16 protein-coding genes are annotated in these 16,920 nt (G+C 69.1%); 6 read left to right on the top strand and 10 right to left on the bottom strand.

Annotated elements, in window-relative coordinates:
• Positions 1 to 54: 54 nt before the first annotated feature.
• Positions 55 to 1,005 (top strand): SpoIID/LytB domain-containing protein, encoded by a 951-nt coding sequence (locus tag ACIBH4_RS06655; RefSeq protein WP_362764380.1) that lies wholly within the window; start codon positions 55 to 57, stop codon positions 1,003 to 1,005.
• A gap of 165 nt (positions 1,006 to 1,170) precedes the next feature.
• On the opposite strand, the gene ACIBH4_RS06660 is transcribed toward ACIBH4_RS06655, so the two are convergent.
• From ACIBH4_RS06660 to ACIBH4_RS06680, 5 genes are all read right to left on the bottom strand, one after another.
• The gene (locus ACIBH4_RS06660; RefSeq protein ID WP_362764377.1) at positions 1,171 to 2,223 is read right to left on the bottom strand and encodes an NBR1-Ig-like domain-containing protein; all 1,053 of its coding nucleotides are present in this window, start codon (positions 2,221 to 2,223) and stop codon (positions 1,171 to 1,173) included.
• 330 nt (positions 2,224 to 2,553) lie between these two features.
• Complete coding sequence (locus ACIBH4_RS06665) at positions 2,554 to 3,015, bottom strand: SRPBCC family protein (RefSeq protein WP_362764374.1); 462 nt, start codon at positions 3,013 to 3,015, stop codon at positions 2,554 to 2,556.
• A 41-nt stretch (positions 3,016 to 3,056) separates the two neighbouring features.
• Positions 3,057 to 3,413, bottom strand: coding sequence for a metalloregulator ArsR/SmtB family transcription factor (locus tag ACIBH4_RS06670; protein WP_362519373.1), 357 nt, complete (start codon positions 3,411 to 3,413; stop codon positions 3,057 to 3,059).
• A gap of 189 nt (positions 3,414 to 3,602) precedes the next feature.
• Positions 3,603 to 4,481, bottom strand: coding sequence for a bile acid:sodium symporter family protein (locus ACIBH4_RS06675; protein ID WP_362764371.1), 879 nt, complete (start codon positions 4,479 to 4,481; stop codon positions 3,603 to 3,605).
• A 377-nt stretch (positions 4,482 to 4,858) separates the two neighbouring features.
• The gene (locus tag ACIBH4_RS06680; RefSeq protein WP_362519379.1) at positions 4,859 to 5,023 is read right to left on the bottom strand and encodes a hypothetical protein; all 165 of its coding nucleotides are present in this window, start codon (positions 5,021 to 5,023) and stop codon (positions 4,859 to 4,861) included.
• Between the two features lie 531 nt (positions 5,024 to 5,554).
• Here ACIBH4_RS06680 and ACIBH4_RS06685 point away from each other — a divergent pair.
• Positions 5,555 to 6,610, top strand: a complete 1,056-nt coding sequence (locus tag ACIBH4_RS06685; protein WP_362519382.1) for a transglycosylase SLT domain-containing protein — start codon at positions 5,555 to 5,557, stop codon at positions 6,608 to 6,610.
• 208 nt (positions 6,611 to 6,818) lie between these two features.
• Here the strand turns inward: ACIBH4_RS06685 and ACIBH4_RS06690 are convergent, their stop codons facing one another.
• From ACIBH4_RS06690 to ACIBH4_RS06710, 5 genes are all read right to left on the bottom strand, one after another.
• Positions 6,819 to 7,190: an STAS domain-containing protein gene (locus ACIBH4_RS06690; RefSeq protein WP_362519385.1), complete on the bottom strand. Its 372-nt coding sequence runs from the start codon at positions 7,188 to 7,190 to the stop codon at positions 6,819 to 6,821.
• A 102-nt stretch (positions 7,191 to 7,292) separates the two neighbouring features.
• A complete protein-coding gene (locus ACIBH4_RS06695; protein ID WP_362519388.1) occupies positions 7,293 to 7,886 on the bottom strand; it encodes a GNAT family N-acetyltransferase in 594 nt (197 codons plus the stop codon).
• Positions 7,883 to 9,355 (bottom strand): APC family permease, encoded by a 1,473-nt coding sequence (locus tag ACIBH4_RS06700; RefSeq protein ID WP_362519391.1) that lies wholly within the window; start codon positions 9,353 to 9,355, stop codon positions 7,883 to 7,885. Before ACIBH4_RS06700 ends, ACIBH4_RS06695 begins: the two co-directional genes overlap by 4 nt.
• A 27-nt stretch (positions 9,356 to 9,382) precedes the next feature.
• Entirely contained in the window at positions 9,383 to 9,988 is a 606-nt protein-coding gene (locus ACIBH4_RS06705; RefSeq protein WP_362764368.1) for a GPP34 family phosphoprotein, read from the bottom strand.
• A gap of 552 nt (positions 9,989 to 10,540) precedes the next feature.
• Entirely contained in the window at positions 10,541 to 11,740 is a 1,200-nt protein-coding gene (locus tag ACIBH4_RS06710; protein ID WP_362764365.1) for an esterase-like activity of phytase family protein, read from the bottom strand.
• Between the two features lie 699 nt (positions 11,741 to 12,439).
• On the opposite strand from ACIBH4_RS06710, the gene ACIBH4_RS06715 reads away from it, so the two are divergent.
• The 4 genes from ACIBH4_RS06715 to ACIBH4_RS06730 all read left to right on the top strand — a co-directional run bounded on the left by ACIBH4_RS06715 (position 12,440) and on the right by ACIBH4_RS06730 (position 16,819).
• Positions 12,440 to 12,691 carry a hypothetical protein gene (locus ACIBH4_RS06715; protein ID WP_362519401.1) on the top strand — a complete coding sequence of 84 codons (252 nt, stop codon included), beginning with the start codon at positions 12,440 to 12,442 and terminating at the stop codon, positions 12,689 to 12,691.
• A gap of 433 nt (positions 12,692 to 13,124) precedes the next feature.
• Entirely contained in the window at positions 13,125 to 14,264 is a 1,140-nt protein-coding gene (locus ACIBH4_RS06720; RefSeq protein WP_362519406.1) for a glycosyltransferase, read from the top strand.
• Entirely contained in the window at positions 14,261 to 15,328 is a 1,068-nt protein-coding gene (locus ACIBH4_RS06725) for a glycosyltransferase (RefSeq protein WP_362519410.1), read from the top strand. Before ACIBH4_RS06720 ends, ACIBH4_RS06725 begins: the two co-directional genes overlap by 4 nt.
• A gap of 6 nt (positions 15,329 to 15,334) precedes the next feature.
• Positions 15,335 to 16,819: a glycosylase gene (locus tag ACIBH4_RS06730; RefSeq protein ID WP_362764363.1), complete on the top strand. Its 1,485-nt coding sequence runs from the start codon at positions 15,335 to 15,337 to the stop codon at positions 16,817 to 16,819.
• The last annotated feature ends 101 nt before the right edge of the window (positions 16,820 to 16,920 follow it).

Raw genomic sequence — 16,920 nt, forward strand, 5'->3', positions numbered from 1 at the left:
CAGCGCGGCTTTCGATTTTCGATGAAGACGACGATGAAGAAGAGGAAGGCGACCGTGTCCCCACGAACCGCACGGCCGATATCGCGACTCGCCGCCGTGGCCTCCGCGATGGTGCTCGGCGGAACGGTGCTCGCCGTCGCCCCGCCCGCTTCGGCCGCCGGCCGTAACGGTGTCTGCGAGAGCGGCGAGTTCTGCTACTACTTCAACAGCAACAACCAGGGATCGGTCTCCGACTTCACCGGATCCGTCAACGACTACGGCACCAAGCAGCCCTCCTGCTTCGACTACAAGGGACCGGGAAACGGCAAGGGCAAGTGCATCAAGAACGCCGCCGCCTCCGTCTGGAACCGCACCGCCAAAACCGTCCGGGTCCACTACAACAGCAACCACGCCGGTAGCACCTACCAGGACTTCAAGCCCGGCGCCAAGGGCAACCTCAAGGCCGCACTCAAGAACCAGAACGCCTCGCACCAACTGATGGGCTCCTCGTCGCCGAGCCACTGCAAGACCGACGGCACGCACAGCAGGATGCCCACGACGATCCTCGTCTACCGCAAGTCCCTCAACCGCGTGGACCGGGTGCCGTTCAAGACCTACATCAAGAACGTCCTGCCCAACGAGTGGCCGTCGTACTGGCCGAAGGAGTCTCTCAGGGCCGGGGCGATCGCCGTCAAGAACTTCGGCTGGTACTGGGCGCTGAACTCGGCGAGCAGGACGCCGAGCGGCGAGTGCTACGACGTCTCCGACCACACGTCCAGCCAGGTGTACAGGCCGGGCTCCGCGACGGCGGCGACGAACGCGGCGGTGGACGCGACGTGGGGCACCCGGTTGACGCGCAACGGGAAAATCTTCAGGGCCCAGTACTGCGCGACGACGACGGCGTGCGGCCACTGGGTCACCGGTGACTGGATGTCGCAGACCGGCTCCCGCGACAAGAGCAAGGCGGGCTGGAGCCACTCCAGGATCCTCAAGTCCTACTACAAGGGGATCGTTCTCGGTTCCTGATCTCTTTCGAAGACCTCCCCGCGTTCCCCGCCGTGCGTCGCACGGCGGGGAACGGGCGTTCGGTGCTGAGCACCGAAGGCGTCCTCCCGATGCGGCCGGCGAGCTTGGAAGCCGGTCGGTCGACGGGGCAACCCCGGTGGGAGGTGCTCACCTGCATCGTCTCCGTCAGTCGACGATGACCTGGAAGTTGAGCGGTCGGCCTCCGGGAAACGCGACCCGTCCAGAACCGTCCATCATCTTGAACCGCACGTAGCACAGGCCCGGGTTTCTCGGCGTGGTGATCTCGGTCCGGATGTCGACGATCTCTCCGGGTCGGGTGTCCTTGATCGGTACGTCGGAGATGGTCTGGCATTGATCGGGTTGCTGCGGAAGGTCGAGGCGGCGCAGCGAGTATCCCTTCCATGGCACGGTCCCGGCGTTCTTGATCCGCCACACCTTGGTCCTGGTCCGGCCGGGGCCGACGCTCGTGCAGTCGGGGAGCGTGATGTCTCCGATGAACACCGCGGAATCGCCCTCGTTCGCGGGCGGATCGTACGGCGGGTTGGTCGGGACCACCGGGCAGTCGGTCGCCGCCAGTAATGCCTTCGACGGGCTGCCTGACGGGGCCGGGCCGCGATCGTCGTTCCCGGAGTCGCGGTTGACGGCCACCGCGATGAGGACCGCCGTCCCCACGCCGACGGCCGCTGTCGCGAGCGCCGCCGCTGCCGGGCGGGGCAACCGGAATCGCCCTCGGCCTCGGGGAGTGTGGGAGACCTGCCGGGCGTCGCCCACGATCTCGCCGGGCGGTGGCGGCGGCGTCGTGGGCACGGGTGCCGGGGTCGCACCGGCCGCCGGTGGAACGTACGACCCGACGGCGATGCGCATGGAGCGATCTTCCGCGGCTGCCGCGGCTTCCGGGGCCGCCGCGGCTTCCGGGGCCGCCGCGGCTTCCGGGGCCGCCGCGGCTTCCGGGGCCGCCGCGGCTTCCTCGACCTGCGGGGCGGGGACCGCGAGCCCACCGGGCGGACCGGCCACCGGGGTGCCGACGCGGTTCGCAGGATCCCCGGCGCTCGCCGACCTGACCGCCAGGTTCGCCCTCTCCCAGCGTTCGCGGTACGCGGCCGGGTCCGCGCCGCACGCCCTGACGAACTCGACGGTGGTCTCCCAGCTCGGGAGCCGGTTGCCTTTCGTGGCTTCGTGCAGTGTCGTGTGCGAGATCGCCCCCGACCGACCAGACATCTCCCGAAAAGGTGGGTTGCCGACAGACTTGCGAAGTTCTCGCAGAGCCGTCGCGAAGCCCTCGATCGCCTTCACCCGTGCAGGCATGTCATCCACCGGAGTGAAGCTAACAGCGCCCACGGTGTTTACTCAAGCTTGACCCCACGGCGACGGGGGAAGTAAGGCGGCCGGTCTCGATGCCGCTCAGCACCAGGTACGGGCCGTACGGCGCGCCGCGACCGGCATGCCGAGAGCCGTCGCGGACCGGTCAAGGACTGCGTCGGGAGTCGGCCAAGGACCGTCGAGGGCCACCGGGCACCGTCGCGAACCGGCCAAGGACCGTCGAGGGGATCACCGCCCGACGTTCACGGTCGTCTCGCCCAGCATCTCGTCGAGACGGTCGTACGCCTCGCCCGCGCCGCGTTCCATGGGCGTGCGGAGAACGCTGTCGCGGATCTCCCGCGAGGAGTAGCGCACCGTGGTGGTCATCGTGGTCCGGCCGTCGCGCTCGTCGAAAACGGTGGTGATGAGGGCCTCCCCCACGGCCCAGCCGTCGTGGACCTCGCTCTGGACCAGCCGAGCGGGCGCGTCGACCTCGTGGAACACCCCGCCGTGGCCCAGCTCGGCACCTCCCGGCCCACGCGACACGAAGCGCCAGGCACCGCCCGGACGCAGGTCGATCTCGCAGACCACGAGGTGCCAGCCGCGCGCGCCGTGCCATCGCCGGAGCAGCTCGGGCCGGGTGAACGCGTCGAAGACGAGCCGCCGGGGAGCGGCGAACGCCCTGGTGAGCAGGAGGTCGGTGTCGGACACCGCCCGCACCGTCAGGCCTTCGGTCCGCTCATGCCGTGGCATCACGGGCTTTTCCGTTCGGCGGCGTTCGCTCCGCCGGGTTCGAGCTCGCCCAGCAGGTCGTCCAGCTTCTGGTAGCTCTCCTCCCAGTAGGAGCGATAGTTCTCCAGCCAGCCCATGGCGTCCCTGAGCGGGCCGGCCTCCAGCCTGCGGGGCCTGCGCTGGGCGTCGCGTCCGCGAGAGATCAGCCCGGCGCGCTCCAGCACCCGCAGGTGCTTGGAGATGCCCGGCTGGCTCATCGCGAACGGCTCGGCCAGCTCGGTCACCGTCGCCTCGCCCTCCATCAGCCGGGCCAGGATCGCGCGCCGGGTCGGGTCGGCCAGCGCGGCGAACGTCGCGTCGAGAACGTCGGCAGACACTTTTATCGCCTTTCGGTTCTATAACCAGATGGTTTTACCGTGCCGGATTCGGCCCCGTCAAGGATGTCGGACGTGGCGTCCAGGCCGGCGGGGTCCTCCCCCACAACCTGCGGGATCGACTCCCACCAGATCGTGTCACCACTTCTACGCCCCGGCGCCCCGGTGACGCACCGGACTCACCGAGCCGCGTCAGGGGCGAGCCTCGTCATAAGGGACCTGGGTGGTACGGGACGACCTGAGAAGGAATCCGGCCGCGGCGGCGGTGAAGAACATCAGCACCCCGTAGGTCGCGGCGGGGATCGCCATCTGGGTGTTGTTCAGCAGCGTGAGCGCGACCGCGATGGACAGCGTGGCGTTGTGGATGCCGATCTCCATGCAGGAGGCGACGGCCTGGCTGCGCTCGATCCTGGCCAGGCGCGGCACCCAGTAGCCGATGGCCAGGCTGATCACGCTGAACAGCAGTGTGATCAGGCCGACCGAGCGGATGTAGCCGCCGAGGTTGTCCAGCTCCTGCAGCAGGGCGCCGATGATCACCAGGACCAGGATGACGGCGGAGGCGATCTTCACGGGGGTGTTCATCCGCTCGGCGAAGCGCGGCACCCACGCCCGGACCGCCATGCCGATCGCGACGGGGACGAGCACGATCGCGACCACCTGGACGGTCTTGTCGAACTGCAGGCCCAGCGCGGCGGAGTCGGCGGCGAAGTAGTTCAGCGACAGGTTGGTGACCAGCGGCAGCGTGACGACGGCGAGCACGGAGTTGATCGCGGTGAGCGTGACGTTGAGCGCGACGTCGCCGCCGAACAGGTGACTGTAGAGATTCGCCGTGGTCCCGCCGGGAGAGGCGGCCAGGAGCATCATGCCCACGGCGAGCGCGGGCGGCAGGCCGAAAGCGAGCACCAGACCGAAGCAGATCACGGGCAGCAGCAGAACCTGGCAGGCGAGCGCGACCACGGTGGCCTTGGGATAGGCGGCGACGCGGCGGAAGTCGGCGATCGTGAGGCTCAGACCGAGACCGAACATGATGATCGCGAGGGCGATGGGCAGGAAGACACCGGCAAGGGCCATGGGGGGTGGTCCTCTTTCCTCTTTTTCCGCGGATTTCCTTGGACGTCTCCTCGGGGTGGGGCGAAGTCGGCGTGGAAGGAGCCGGTCATCGCGGGCGACGCCTGCGCGGCGTCCGCGATGTCACGGGAGATCGGGGAAGGTGACCGCGCCCACTCCCGCGGAGACGGTACGGACAGGGGGCACGGTGCCAGGTGGGTCCAATGATCACCCACATCTAGGGATAACGCCAGGAAAGAACCCCGATCTAACCGAATGCGTATTCAAGTGGTGATCGTTCGATTTCGCGGATCGGTTCTCGCTTCATCCGGCTTCGGCGGGACGGGGAGGGGTCGGGGTCGCCGTGCGGAACGACCTGACGAGACGCGCGGTTCGTCGCCTTACCGGTCGGTGTTGTCCGGAGTAGCCGGAGCGTCGGATTGCTCGGTCGGCTTGATCGGCTCGGGCAACTCCGGTGACTCGGATGACTCGGACGGCTTGATCAGCTTGATCGATTCGGGCGGCAAAAGTCGATCTTCAATCACGGTTGCCGCGACGACGCCCACCAATGTCATGATCGCTAGAACCGATCCGAACAAGATTCCTCCCAGCACCGGCCTCACGTCTCCCCCAACAAGCCAGATGTGCTGCTTCCCTCACATATCAGGATTATTCGGACATGGTTCATGAAAATAGGGCTGTTCGACTTACCGGATCAGGACCAAAGTCCTTCGGCGCGTGTCAGAAAGGTGATCGTGACGCGAGGGCCGCGTCCGCCGGCCGTCGCGGGCTGCGCCGGTAGGCCGGGAGGTCGTCGCTCGGGTACGTTGGGCCCGATGAACGATCAGCGCGCGGAGGTTTCACGGCCGGAGCGTGACCACCGGTCGAACAGACGGACGATGCCCGCACGGCCGGATGCCTCGGAGGGTCCAGGCCCCTCACAGGGGCGGAATGCCTCCGGGAGGCCGAACACTCCAGAGAAGGCGAACGCCTCCAGGATGCCGAACACCTCGAAGAGAACGGATGCCTCAGGAGGTCCGGACGCCCCGGAGGGCGGGTCGCCGGGTTCGCGCGTGGGCCGGTCGCGCGGGAGGCCGGTGATCGCCACTCTCCTCGGCCTGGTCGTCGCGATCTCCGGCTGCGCCACCTCGCAGAGCGCCGCCTCACAGGATGCCGCCGCACAGGGCTCCACCTCCCAGGACACCTCCCCGAACACCGCCTCGCAGGACAGCACCTCCCAGGGCTCCCCCTCACAGGACACCGCACAGGACTCCGCCTCCCAGGGCGCTCCCTCGCGGAGCACCGCCCCACCGGCTGCTCCCGGCCAGGAGACGGCGTCACCGGCGGAGGAGTCCTCGCAGCAGACGCCGCCCGCGGGTCAGGTGCCCACCCCGCCCTCCCCGAAAGCGGCGATCCCCACCGATCCTGCGCAACTGGCCCGTTCCCTGGCCACGACCACCGCGGAGCTCCGACGCGCCATCGACGCCTGGAGGCGCGACGGCGATCCCGGCAAGGGAGAACCCCCCGAGTCGGTGGTGCTGCTCGCCCTGCACCAGCAGCGGATCTACCGTTACCTCGTCCTCAACCCGAAGGTCGCCGACCGCACCTACGCCAAGCTGCCGAAGGCCCTGGCCGGGCAGGCGAAGGACAACGTGACGGCCGGCCGGGATCTGCGCTCCCTCGTCCGGCCCATCAGCGGGGCGGTGAAATTCCGTGTCCAGCCGCCCAAGCCCGCCGACTTCCTGCTCGGCCACTTCCGGTACGCCGAGCGGCGGTTCGGCGTGGAGTGGGAGGTGCTGGCGGCGGTGATGTTCGTCGAGACCAAGTTCGGCCGCGTACGGTCACCGAGCCACACGGGCGCCAAGGGCCCCATGCAGTTCATGCCGAGAACGTGGGACGCCTACGGGATGGGCGGTGACATCCAGGACACCCGCGACTCCCTGCTCGCCGCGGCGAACTATCTTCGCGCGTCGGGGGCGCCGCGCGACTACCGGCGCGCGCTGTACGCCTACAACCACTCCCAGGCGTACGTCAACGCGGTGTTGCTGCACGCGCGCCAGATCAAGCAGGACATCAGAAACTACTACGCCTACTACAACTGGCAGGTGTTCGTGGTGACCACCCGTGGAGATCGCCGCCTCACCGGCCCCTGACCCCGCACACCCTGCGCCACATGCCCGTGAAGGACACGGGTGTTCACGGTGACCGCCCGTGGGAGACCCCTTGTCCTTCACGGGCGTTGCCTCCGCGCCACGTACCTGTGCGGGGTGACCCCCCGTGGAGACCTCTGTCCTTCACGGGCCCTGCCTCCGCGCCACGTACCGGCGCGGATCTTCGAACCTTGGGAGCGTGGAGAGTGCCTCACTCCGGGGGGAGCAGGCTGGCGACGGCCTGTTCGATGTCGTCGCGCACCTCGAAGTGGGACAGCAGGCCGGTGCGCAGCAGCAGGTGCGCCAGCCCGTCGGGGACGCCCACGAGAACGAGCCGGCCGGTGGCGGTGTCCTGGACGCGCTGCCGGGTCTGAGCCAGGACACCCAGGGCGGTGGAATCGTAGAAGGCCAGCTGTGACAGCTCCAGCACGAGGCGGGGGCCGTCGCTCATCTCCCAGACCTCGTCGACGTGTTGGGCGAGCGTGGACGCGGTGACGAAGTCCAGGTGCCCGCCGAACTCCAGCACGCTGCAGTGCCCCCGATGGTTCGCCCGTACCCACAGCGCCTGACCGCGGTGATCCACTCAGCCCTCCCGAACCCCGTACCGTTGGTGGACCCCCGCGATACCCGATCGAGAACGGCGCTACCCTCCAGCACGGATTCAAAACTCACGGGGGTCCCGCGGTCAGGGGTTCGGCGGGCGCCACATCGGATACATCGGCGGGCCGCCGGGCATGAAGATCGGGTCGCCGAGGTCCTGATAGCCGTGGCGCAGATAGAGCCTGCGGCTGTCGACGCTGCTCGCCTCCAGGTACGCGGGTATCCCCTCCTCGTCGAGCCCTCGGTGGTACTCCTCAAGCAGCCGGGTCCCCGTCTTCCGCCTCTGGTGTCCCGGGAGCACGGCGAGGAACGCCAGATAGTGGTGCGGGTCGTGGGGGTGGCGCTTGTCCATCTCCTCCCCCATCAGTTCGATGCGCTCGGCGTGGGGACCGGCGAACGACTCGACCCGGGCGGTCCGGTCGGGGATCTCGGGAAGCGGCTCGACCCCCTTGTGGAACCACACGGCGACGGCGGACATGTCCGCCGTCGCGAGGACCTCGCCGTGGACGAGGGCGCTCTCGCTGGTCATGGAGAAGAAGGGGGGCATCACCCGGCGGCGGTCGTCGTCCGACGGGATCATCCAGGCGGAGATCTCCTGCTCGTGGAAGGAGGTGGCGATGATCGCACCGATGGTATCCGCGGCTCCCGGCGCGTTCGGGACACGAATGATCTCGGTCATTCGCTTCCCTTCACGGCCGCCTGGGCACCGAGCCCGATGTTGGCGTACACGTCCGGTTTGCTGGACCGCAGCGCGAGTCCCCACATGACGCCGAATCCCGCGGCGACGAAGTAGATGGCGGGCATGATCCAGCGGAGCGGGGAGTCGGGGGCCACGCCGAGCACGGTGTCGAAGTTGAGCATGACGAGCACGATGACGACGAACAGCAGGACGGAGGAGATGGCCGGGGCGATCCGGGTCCGCCAGGCGTTCTCCGGGGCGGGATTCCTGGCGAAGAAGGCGAGCACCGAGATCGAGGTGGCCGCCAGCATCATGAGCAGTCCCAGGCCGCCGAACGATCCGACGGTGAAGAACAGCTGGATGACCGGGTCCAGACCGAAGAACGCGTAGATGACGATCGTGGCCAGCCCGATGACGCTCTGCGCCACCGAGCCGTTGACCGGGGCACCGGTCCGCGGGGAGGTGCGGCCGAAGGCCGCGGGCAGGACCCGCTCCCTGCCGAGGGCGAAGATGTAGCGGGAGATCGTGTTGTGGAAGGCGATCAGCGCGGCGAAGAGGCTCGTCACGAACAGGAGGGCGCCGAGGGTGGCGATGGTCGCCCCGAGGTGCTGTCCGGCCAGGTTGAACAGGAGGTTCGAACTCTGCTCGCGCGTGGCCTCGACAATCTTGTCCGATCCGACCGGCACGGTCATCGCCCAGGAGGACAGGGCGTAGAGGCCGGAGATGACGGCGAGTGCGACGTAGGTCGCGATCGGCACCGTGCGCTTCGGGTCCTTGGTCTCCTCGGAGAACACCACCGAAGACTCGAAGCCCGCGAAGGAGGCGATGCAGATCGCGACCACCGCTCCGATGCCGGGAACGAAGAGGTTCGCCGGGTTGAAGACGTCGAGGCTGTAACCCGAGGCGGCCGGGTTGATCAGGTCGGCGATGTCGAACAGCACGACGATGGCTATCTCCGTCAGCAGCAGGACCGAGAGGACCTTTCCGTTCACGTCGACCCGCATCAGCCCGAGCACCCCGGTCAGCACCCAGGCGACCAGTCCGATGACCCACCAGGGCGGGGAGCTTCCGAACCAGTCGGCGATCAGCGGCTCACCCGCCGCGCCGATCATGCCGTAGAGGCCGACCTGGAGCGCGTTGTAGGCGAGCAGCGCGACCCAGGCGGTCGCCACTCCCAGCGGCCGGCCGAGGCCTTTCGCGGTGTACGCGTAGAACGCCCCGGCGTTGACGACGTAGCGGGCCATCGTCACGTACCCGACGGCGAACAGGCCCAGGATGGCTCCGAGCAGGATGAAGGCGAGCGGGACGCCGATCACGCCGGTCGCGGCGTACGCGGCGGTCACCGAGCCGCCGATGACGGTCAGCGGCGCCGCCGCCGAGATGACGAAGAACACCACGGAGGGTACGCCGAGGCGGTCCTGGGCGAGCGCCTCGGAAACGGCGCTCACCCTGCGTTCTGTCACGGACATGGGGGGATTCCTTGAGGTGAGGGGGGTTCAGCGGCGGCTGATGACGGCGTCACCTACGGCAGCCTCGGTCTGGGCGATCAGTTCCTGGAGCGGCGCCGGGAGGGCGGCGATCGCGTCGGAGAGGTAGCCGGGGTTCTGCTCCCACAGGACGAGCCGGTTGCCGCCGGTCGCGACAAGCAGTCCCAGCAGGACGCTGTCCTGGACGTTGAGTGGCTCACGGCGTTGGATCGCGAGGTTGACGCGTCCCGCCGGCCACGCCGCGACGTTCACGTCGACCGGCACCCGCCTCCGTGACGGGCGTCTGCCGGGCGGGCGCAGCAGTCCGTCGTCGACCATCCTGGCCGCCACGTCGGTGAGTGCCGTACGGGCGAGGAAGTGCAACCAGGTACGGAAGCGATGCGAGGGTTCGGCGACGATGTGCTCCAGGGCGGTCCCGGCGACCCGGTCTCCGGGCGGCGCCTCGTCGAGAACGACGAGTTGTATCTGTCCCGCCACCAGTCCCACGGTTATCCGTCCGGCGAGCATCAGTTCTCCCAGAATGGCTGCGGCCAGTCCTAAATCGGTCAGGCGGGCATGAAGCCGCATCCGGCCGGTCGCGTTGTCATGCATGACAAAGAACAGGTCGTTGCCCAATCGGGTTCCTGAAAGATCCACTCCAACCACGAACGGCGATCGTATAGGTAAATCGTTAAATTTGTCATTATGTGAACAAGGTTCTAGCACCCGACATGGATCGGCTCGGCAAAAACTAAAGAAACGGACAGATGGCCGACAACCTCCAGTTACGTCAAGGGATGTATCGGAGGAACGGACGAATCCAAGAATTTACATATTTTTGGCCACCGGAGGCGGCGGCAGGGGGGCCGGGGTCCCGGGACCCCGAAGCCGGAACACGCCCTGGTCAGAAGGCTCAAGAAAGCACGATCTTGTAAATCCCCGCGAATCGTCGCGAGGTTTGATGCGGGCATTTTTCGAAGTTTGGGACCGGCGTAATGCCGTACAGGCTTCCGCCACCCACACGGCGGTGGTATCGGACGGCGTACGCATCCGCGCCGAGTCCGAAACCGTGCTCGGCCACCTCGTCGTTTCACGAGTTCAGCCCGCCGGCACCACCGTTTGCACGTGGTATCGACGGGCTGAGCCGTTTCAGTGCCGCACTTTCCAGGCGGCTTCAAGGTGGCGCTTTCAGCAACCTCGGGCCGCGAAGGCGAGGAACTTGGTGACCTCGTTGCTGTCGAAGTTGTCGTCGGAACCGATCACCAGCGTGCACTCGCCGTTGCGCAGGCGCGGCCCCCAGGCGAGGCTCTCCAGGTTCTGCACCGGCGGCCGCACCGTGCTGAGGTCGGAGACGAGACGCTTCGAAACGGGGCGGTACGGCTGTCCGCCGACCAGGCTGTCGCGGGTCAGCACGTTCGTGGCACCGCGCAGGTCGATCTCGTACAGCTTGGCCCTGTAGTTGGCACCCTCGATCCAGGAGCGCTCAAGGGCGAGGTAGCGGTTCTCGTCGATCGCCAGGATCTCCGAGACCCCGCTGTCCGGCTTGCCGTTCGCCGGGACCGGTGCCGCCGGCAGCTTGTCGACCGGGTAGGCGTACTGCCCGCGCGGCCGGCCGTCACGGCCCCACACGGTGATGCGGGCCGTGGCGCCCTTGTCGACGGTCGGCAGCGGGCCGTCCTCGTACCTCGGCCCCTCCGTGATGGCCGCGATGCTCCGCTCCGTGAAGGTGAGCCCCTCGAACCCGAAGTTGCGCCGGGGGCCCTTCTCGGTGGAGGTCATCTTCAGGTTGCGGGGAACCGCCAGCTCCCCGAGGTAGCGGCCGTCGGCGCCGCTCCAGCGGACGGACATATCGGACACCGGGATGTTGGGATTCTCCGCGTCGGGCCGGTCGCCCTCGTTGGCCCACAGCAGCTTGCGGCTCCACCGGTCGTAACGGATCGCCTCGGGATCGGCGGACCTGGGCCGGCCGTAGGCCGGGTAGGGGCTCCCACCGGGGCGCCGCAGGGTGGTGACCCCGGTGAGGTTCACCCCGGTGAACGCTCCGGTGACCGGGTGGATGTCAAGACGGCCGGTGTAGAAGCGCGCCGGGTTGTAGCGCCACCGGTCGTCGGAGACGAAATACCAGGTGCCGGTGCGCGGGTCACGGTCAAGACCGGAGAGGCCGCCGACGGTGGTTCCACGGAAGCGCATCTTGTGCGGCAGGCGCTGCTCGCCGAGGAAGCGGGTGATCCGGAGCCCTTGCGGCGGAGCGGCGACCTCCACCGCGGGCTGTGCGGCCGCTGTCGAGGGGTGCGCGACCGCCGCCGACGCCTGCGCGCCGACGGCCCCGAGGCTGACCGCCGTCGCGAGCGCGGCCGCGAGTGCCGTAATTCTTCGCGAATTGGTCATATGACTCTCCTCTTTCCAGAAATGATCCCGAAAGAACTGGCTGGAATATGAGACCGCGGTTGACGGAAAATTTCCACGAGAATCAACAATTCAATGCTCATTGGCCGCTCAATGACAGGGCAGAACAAGCCATTTGTCATGCATTTTCAGTCACTGAGTCGGCGATCAGGGCAAGACACTTCAAAGCATGCGTGCGCGGACGCCGGGGACGTCGCCGCACGGACGGCTCACGCCCCGGACGCGCACCAGGATCAGGCCCGGCCGGTACGGGCCATGGAGCGCTCACACCCCGGACGCGTACGCGCACGGATGTCCGGTCACGTCCGCAACCGTCACGTCCGAGGCGGATCCGGCCGGGTGGCACGCGCCCGTATGACAACGGCGCGCGTCATTCCCCCGGCGCGCGAATCGCACCGAATTGGATGGCGATCGGCCTATCATGACATGGAGAAGTCATCGTGGCGCACGAAATCCGATTCCGGGGTTCATCTCTCGATCGCGGGAACGCGTACATGAACGCAATGCGCCGGTAGTTGACCTGCCCTGCTGACGTTCTTGTTCTGGTTCGGGGGCAATTGTTCTGGTTCGGAGGGTGAGGGGCGGGGCTTGGGCGGGCGGCTTCCGGCGCGAGGAGTACGCTCAAGAGGAGGCCGACAACTTCGCCGGGTCTACTCCATATGGATATCTGGATGGCGAAACATGGCGGATACCGAACCCACATGCGAGCTGCACCTGCGAATCTTCGGGCAGCCCCACGACCTGATGCTGCGTCTGCACGGCCCCGAGCCCACCGAGGACGAGCTGGCGGGCTGGATGCGAGACGGGGCGGTGATCAGGCTCAAGGTCACAGAAACGGCCGGGCGGACACCCCACACCATGCTGGTGAATTTCAGCAGCGTGGTTTTTGCCTGGATCTGTCGTTATCAGTCCGGTAGAGGGGTGAATCGGTGAGGCCGCGGGAGGGCTGGAAACGGGTCCGCGCCGGATCCGGTGACCTGTGAAGGTGGCCCCCAGGCTGAGGTGACCTCGACGGAGGCGACTCGGTCGGAAGCGGCCCGGAGTCCCCGCGATTTCGCGCGTCGGCGCGATCGGCCGGGCGCGGGGTGCCGTGCCCAGGCCGAACGCAGATTCGACGTGGACAGAGTGGTGACCAATTATTTACCCATCTACCGCCATATAGCGGACGGAGCGTAAGCCCCTGATACTGTCAGGGTGACGTAGCCCCCGCGATCCGTTGCGGGGTCGCGGCAGCCGGGCCCCGATGAGGACGGCACCCGGCGCCAGGCTTCAGCTCCATCCGTCACCACGCTGGCCGATGGACGTCTTCACCGCGTGAGGTCCGCATCCGTGAGCCGGAGCGGCCGATGACCGGAAGGCTTGGCAGTTGGCCTGTACATACGGATTTCTCAGCACCCACCCGCCCACACAGTGCGGGCTGGCCACCTTCAACTCCGCCCTGGCCGCCCACCTCACCGAGGGCGGTGCCCTCGGCGGGATCGTCCGCGTCACCACGGACGTCGACGACAAACGCCCCGTACCCGGGGTCGTGCACACCTGGGCACCCGGTGGGCACGAGAGCTGGAAGGCGGCCACCTCCGCCCTGGAGCGGTTCGACGTCGCGGTGGTCCAGCACGAGTACGGCATCTATCCCGGCACGGACGGGCAGGACATCCTGCCGCTGCTGCGGCATCTCACGGTGCCCAGCATCGTGGTCCTGCACACCGTGCTGACCCGGCCGACCCCCCGGCAACGGCGGCTGCTCGAACAGATCGTGGACGCCGCCGGCGCGGTGGTCACCATGACCGGTACCGCCCGCGACCGGCTGCTCGCCGGCTACCACGTCGCCTCGGCCAAGGTGTCCGTCATCCCGCACGGTACCGCCGACCACATGCGTGTCCCCGCCCAGCGCCGCCTGCGGCCGCACCTGCTCACCTGGGGGCTGATCGGCCCCGGCAAGGGCATCGAGTGGGCGTTGCGGGCGCTCGCCCTGCTCGGGGACCTCTCTCCCTCGCCGACGTACACGATCGCGGGCAGGACCCACCCCAAGGTGCTCGAACACTGCGGGGAGGCCTACCGCACCCGGCTGCAGCGGATGGGGACGCGGCTCGGCGTGTCCGCCTCCGTGCGGTACGACCCCGTCTACCGCGACCAGGCCTCGCTGATCCGGCTGATCCGCTCGGCCGACGTGGTCGTGCTGCCGTACGACTCGCACGAGCAGGTCACCTCCGGCGTCCTGATCGAGGCGGTGGCGGCCGGGGTCCCGGTCGTCGCCACGTCCTTCCCGCACGCCGTGGAACTGCTCACCGACGGACCCGGCCTGCTCGTACCTCACGAGGACCCCGAGGCGCTCGCCGCGGCCGTACGCCGGATCCTCACCGAGCCCGGCCTGGCCGACGATCTCAGGAACCGTACCCACTCCCTGGTCCCGACCCTGCTGTGGCCCGCCGTCGCGGCGCGCTACGAGGAACTCGCCCGGGGCCTCCTCGCCGGACGCCCGGCAGCGGTGGCGGCGGCCCTGCCGTGACCCCCGCAACCCCCATACCCCTCGACGCCCCCGCCCTGCCCGGCTTCAGGCACCTGGCGCGGCTGAGCGACGACACCGGGCTGTTCGAACACGCCAGGCACGCCGTCGTCCGCCGCCAGCACGGCTACTGCACCGACGACGTCGCCCGCGGGCTCGTCGTGACCAGCCGCGAACCGGCGCCGCCCCCCCGGATACGACGGCTGGCGGAGTGCTATCTGGCCTTCCTCACGCACGCGCAGGACGGCTCCGGCGCGTTCCACAACCGCCTCTCCCACGACCGGCGCTGGACCGACGAACCCGGCCTCGGCGACTGGTGGGGGCGGGCGCTGTGGGGCCTGGGCACCGCGGCGGCCCGCAACCCCGCCCCGTGGATCCGCGACGCGGCCCTGATCTCCTTCACCGCCGGCGCCGTCGGGAGGTCCCCGCATCCGCGCGCCATGGCGTTCGCCGGGCTCGGCGCGGCGGAGATCCTGCGCGTACTGCCGGGCAACGCCCCGGCCGCGGCCCTGCTCGCGGACGCCGCCCTCGCGATCGGCGCCCCCTCTGCCGATCCCGACTGGCCGTGGCCGCAGCCGAGGTTGACGTACGCCAACGCCGCCCTCGCCGAGGTGCTCATCGCGGCGGGCCACCTCGGCGGCGACGGCGCGATGCTCGCCGACGGCCTGCGGATGCTGGCCTGGCTGCTCGACATCCAGACCAGGGAGGGGCGGCTGTCGGTCGTGCCCGTCGCAGGCTGGCGGCGGCACGCGCCTCGGGACCGCTACGACCAGCAGCCGATCGAGGTCGCCGCGCTCGCCGACGCCTGCGCCACGGCGGGCGCCGTCACCGGCGATCCATCCTGGCAGGCGGGCGTGTGGCAGGCGTCGGCGTGGTTCCAGGGTGCCAACGACCGGAGGACGACCATGTGGGACATCGCGACCGGAGGGGGGTACGACGGCCTGACCCTGGCCGGCCCCAACCTGAACCAGGGCGCGGAGTCGACCATCGCGCTCATCTCCACCCTGCAGCACGCCGAACGCCTGGTGCGCGAGACGCCACGGCCCAGCATTCTGCCCGATGGATGAGGTGCCATGACCATCCGAGACCTGGCCACCCGGCTCGACCAGACCCTAGCCCCCGACCCGCGAAGAGTGATCATCAAGTTGTTCGTGCCCGGCGAGGACGCCGCCGTGACGCGCAGCCGGACCTCCGCCCTGATCGACCGCATCGCGCTCCTCGGCCACGACGAGACCGCCGCGCTGCTGGAGGAGACACTGCGGAGGTTCGGCGGCCGGCACCGTGATCTCGCGGCGACCTTCCTGCACCACTACGACCTGGTCCACTTCCGGGTTCCGAGCCGCCTCGACCTGCCCCCCGCGGCCCGCCTCCTGGTCGGCGCCTACTTCAGCCACGAGTACGCGGTGGAGGGCGCCGCGCTGTGCAACCCCTCGATGGTCGCCCACCCCGACCAGTCCGGCCTGATCCCCGGACGGCTGCGCGTGGTGATCAGCACGCGGCAGATCGGCGAGGGCCACCTGTCGTCCATCGGCTTCGCCACGGCGGTGCTCGGCCCCGGCGACGAGCTCGTCATCGCCGACCGCTCGGGACCGCTCACCACCGGGCCCCGGCACGGTGTCCCCCACCGGCGCGACCTGCTGGCCGCGGCGCTCGCCGACGAGGACCGGGACAACGAGGTCTCCGCCACCGTGCTGGGCTCGCTACCGGAGATCTTCGACGACGACGACTTCGAGCAGGCGGTCACCCGGCTCCCCACCGACCTGCTCACCCGCACCACCACGTACGGCACCGTGGCGGAGCTGCGCCGGGCGACCGCCTCCGACTACGCCGTGACCTTCCCCGCCGACGTCCCCCTTGAGCGGCGGGTGCTCTGGCCCGCCAGCGCGGCCGAGAGCAACGGGATGGAGGACGCCCGTTTCGTGAGGATCATCGGCGAGGACGGCACGTCTTCGTACCGTGCCACCTACACCGCCTACGACGGGCGGCACATCCGCTCGCACCTGCTCGCCAGCGACGACCTGCGCACCTTCGAGGTCACCCCGCTGCGTGGACCCGCCGCCGTCAACAAGGGGATGGCGCTGTTCCCGCGTCAGGTGAGCGGGCGCCGCCTGGCGCTGTGCCGCTCCGACGGCGAGACCCTCGGCCTCACCTCCCTCGGCGAGGACGGCAGGTGGCGGCGGCCGATGCCGCTCCACTCCCCCCGCGGCGGCTGGGAGCTGATCCAGGTCGGCAACTGCGGATCCCCCCTGGAGACCGGGTCCGGCTGGCTCGTCCTGACCCACGGCGTCGGCCCGATGCGCCGCTACGCCATCGGCGCGCTGCTGCTCGACCTGGACGAGCCGCACCGCGTCATCGCCGAGCTCCCCGGCACGCTCCTCACCCCCGGTGACGCCGAGCGCGAGGGGTACGTGCCCAACGTCGTGTACTCCTGCGGCGGTCTGCTGCACGCGGACGCCCTCTGGTTGCCGTACGGGGCGAGCGACGCCCGGATCGGATTCGCCCGCGTCACCCTCGCGACCCTTCTGAGGGCGATGCGATCGCCCCCAGAAGGCAGGTGAGCCCCGCACCTCCCGCCCACCTGCCCGCCCTGCCTCGCTGACCGCCCTGCCTTCCCTCCGCCCGCCTTCCCTCCGCTTGCCTGACCGGTCGCCGGTCGACG

Origin of the sequence: Streptosporangium sp. NPDC050284 (genome assembly GCF_044459525.1) — a bacterium.
Classification (GTDB): domain Bacteria; phylum Actinomycetota; class Actinomycetes; order Streptosporangiales; family Streptosporangiaceae; genus Streptosporangium.

What these genes read in the sequence shown, in the direction of transcription:
- ACIBH4_RS06700 (WP_362519391.1), bottom strand. Translation starts at nt 9,355, where the DNA reads ATGTCCGTGACAGAACGCAGGGTGAGCGCCGTTTCCGAGGCGCTCGCC.
- ACIBH4_RS06695 (WP_362519388.1), bottom strand. Translation starts at nt 7,886, where the DNA reads ATGACCGAGATCATTCGTGTCCCGAACGCGCCGGGAGCCGCGGATACC.
- ACIBH4_RS06715 (WP_362519401.1), top strand. Translation starts at nt 12,440, where the DNA reads ATGGCGGATACCGAACCCACATGCGAGCTGCACCTGCGAATCTTCGGG.
- ACIBH4_RS06675 (WP_362764371.1), bottom strand. Translation starts at nt 4,481, where the DNA reads ATGGCCCTTGCCGGTGTCTTCCTGCCCATCGCCCTCGCGATCATCATG.
- ACIBH4_RS06710 (WP_362764365.1), bottom strand. Translation starts at nt 11,740, where the DNA reads ATGACCAATTCGCGAAGAATTACGGCACTCGCGGCCGCGCTCGCGACG.
- ACIBH4_RS06730 (WP_362764363.1), top strand. Translation starts at nt 15,335, where the DNA reads ATGACCATCCGAGACCTGGCCACCCGGCTCGACCAGACCCTAGCCCCC.
- ACIBH4_RS06660 (WP_362764377.1), bottom strand. Translation starts at nt 2,223, where the DNA reads ATGTCTGGTCGGTCGGGGGCGATCTCGCACACGACACTGCACGAAGCC.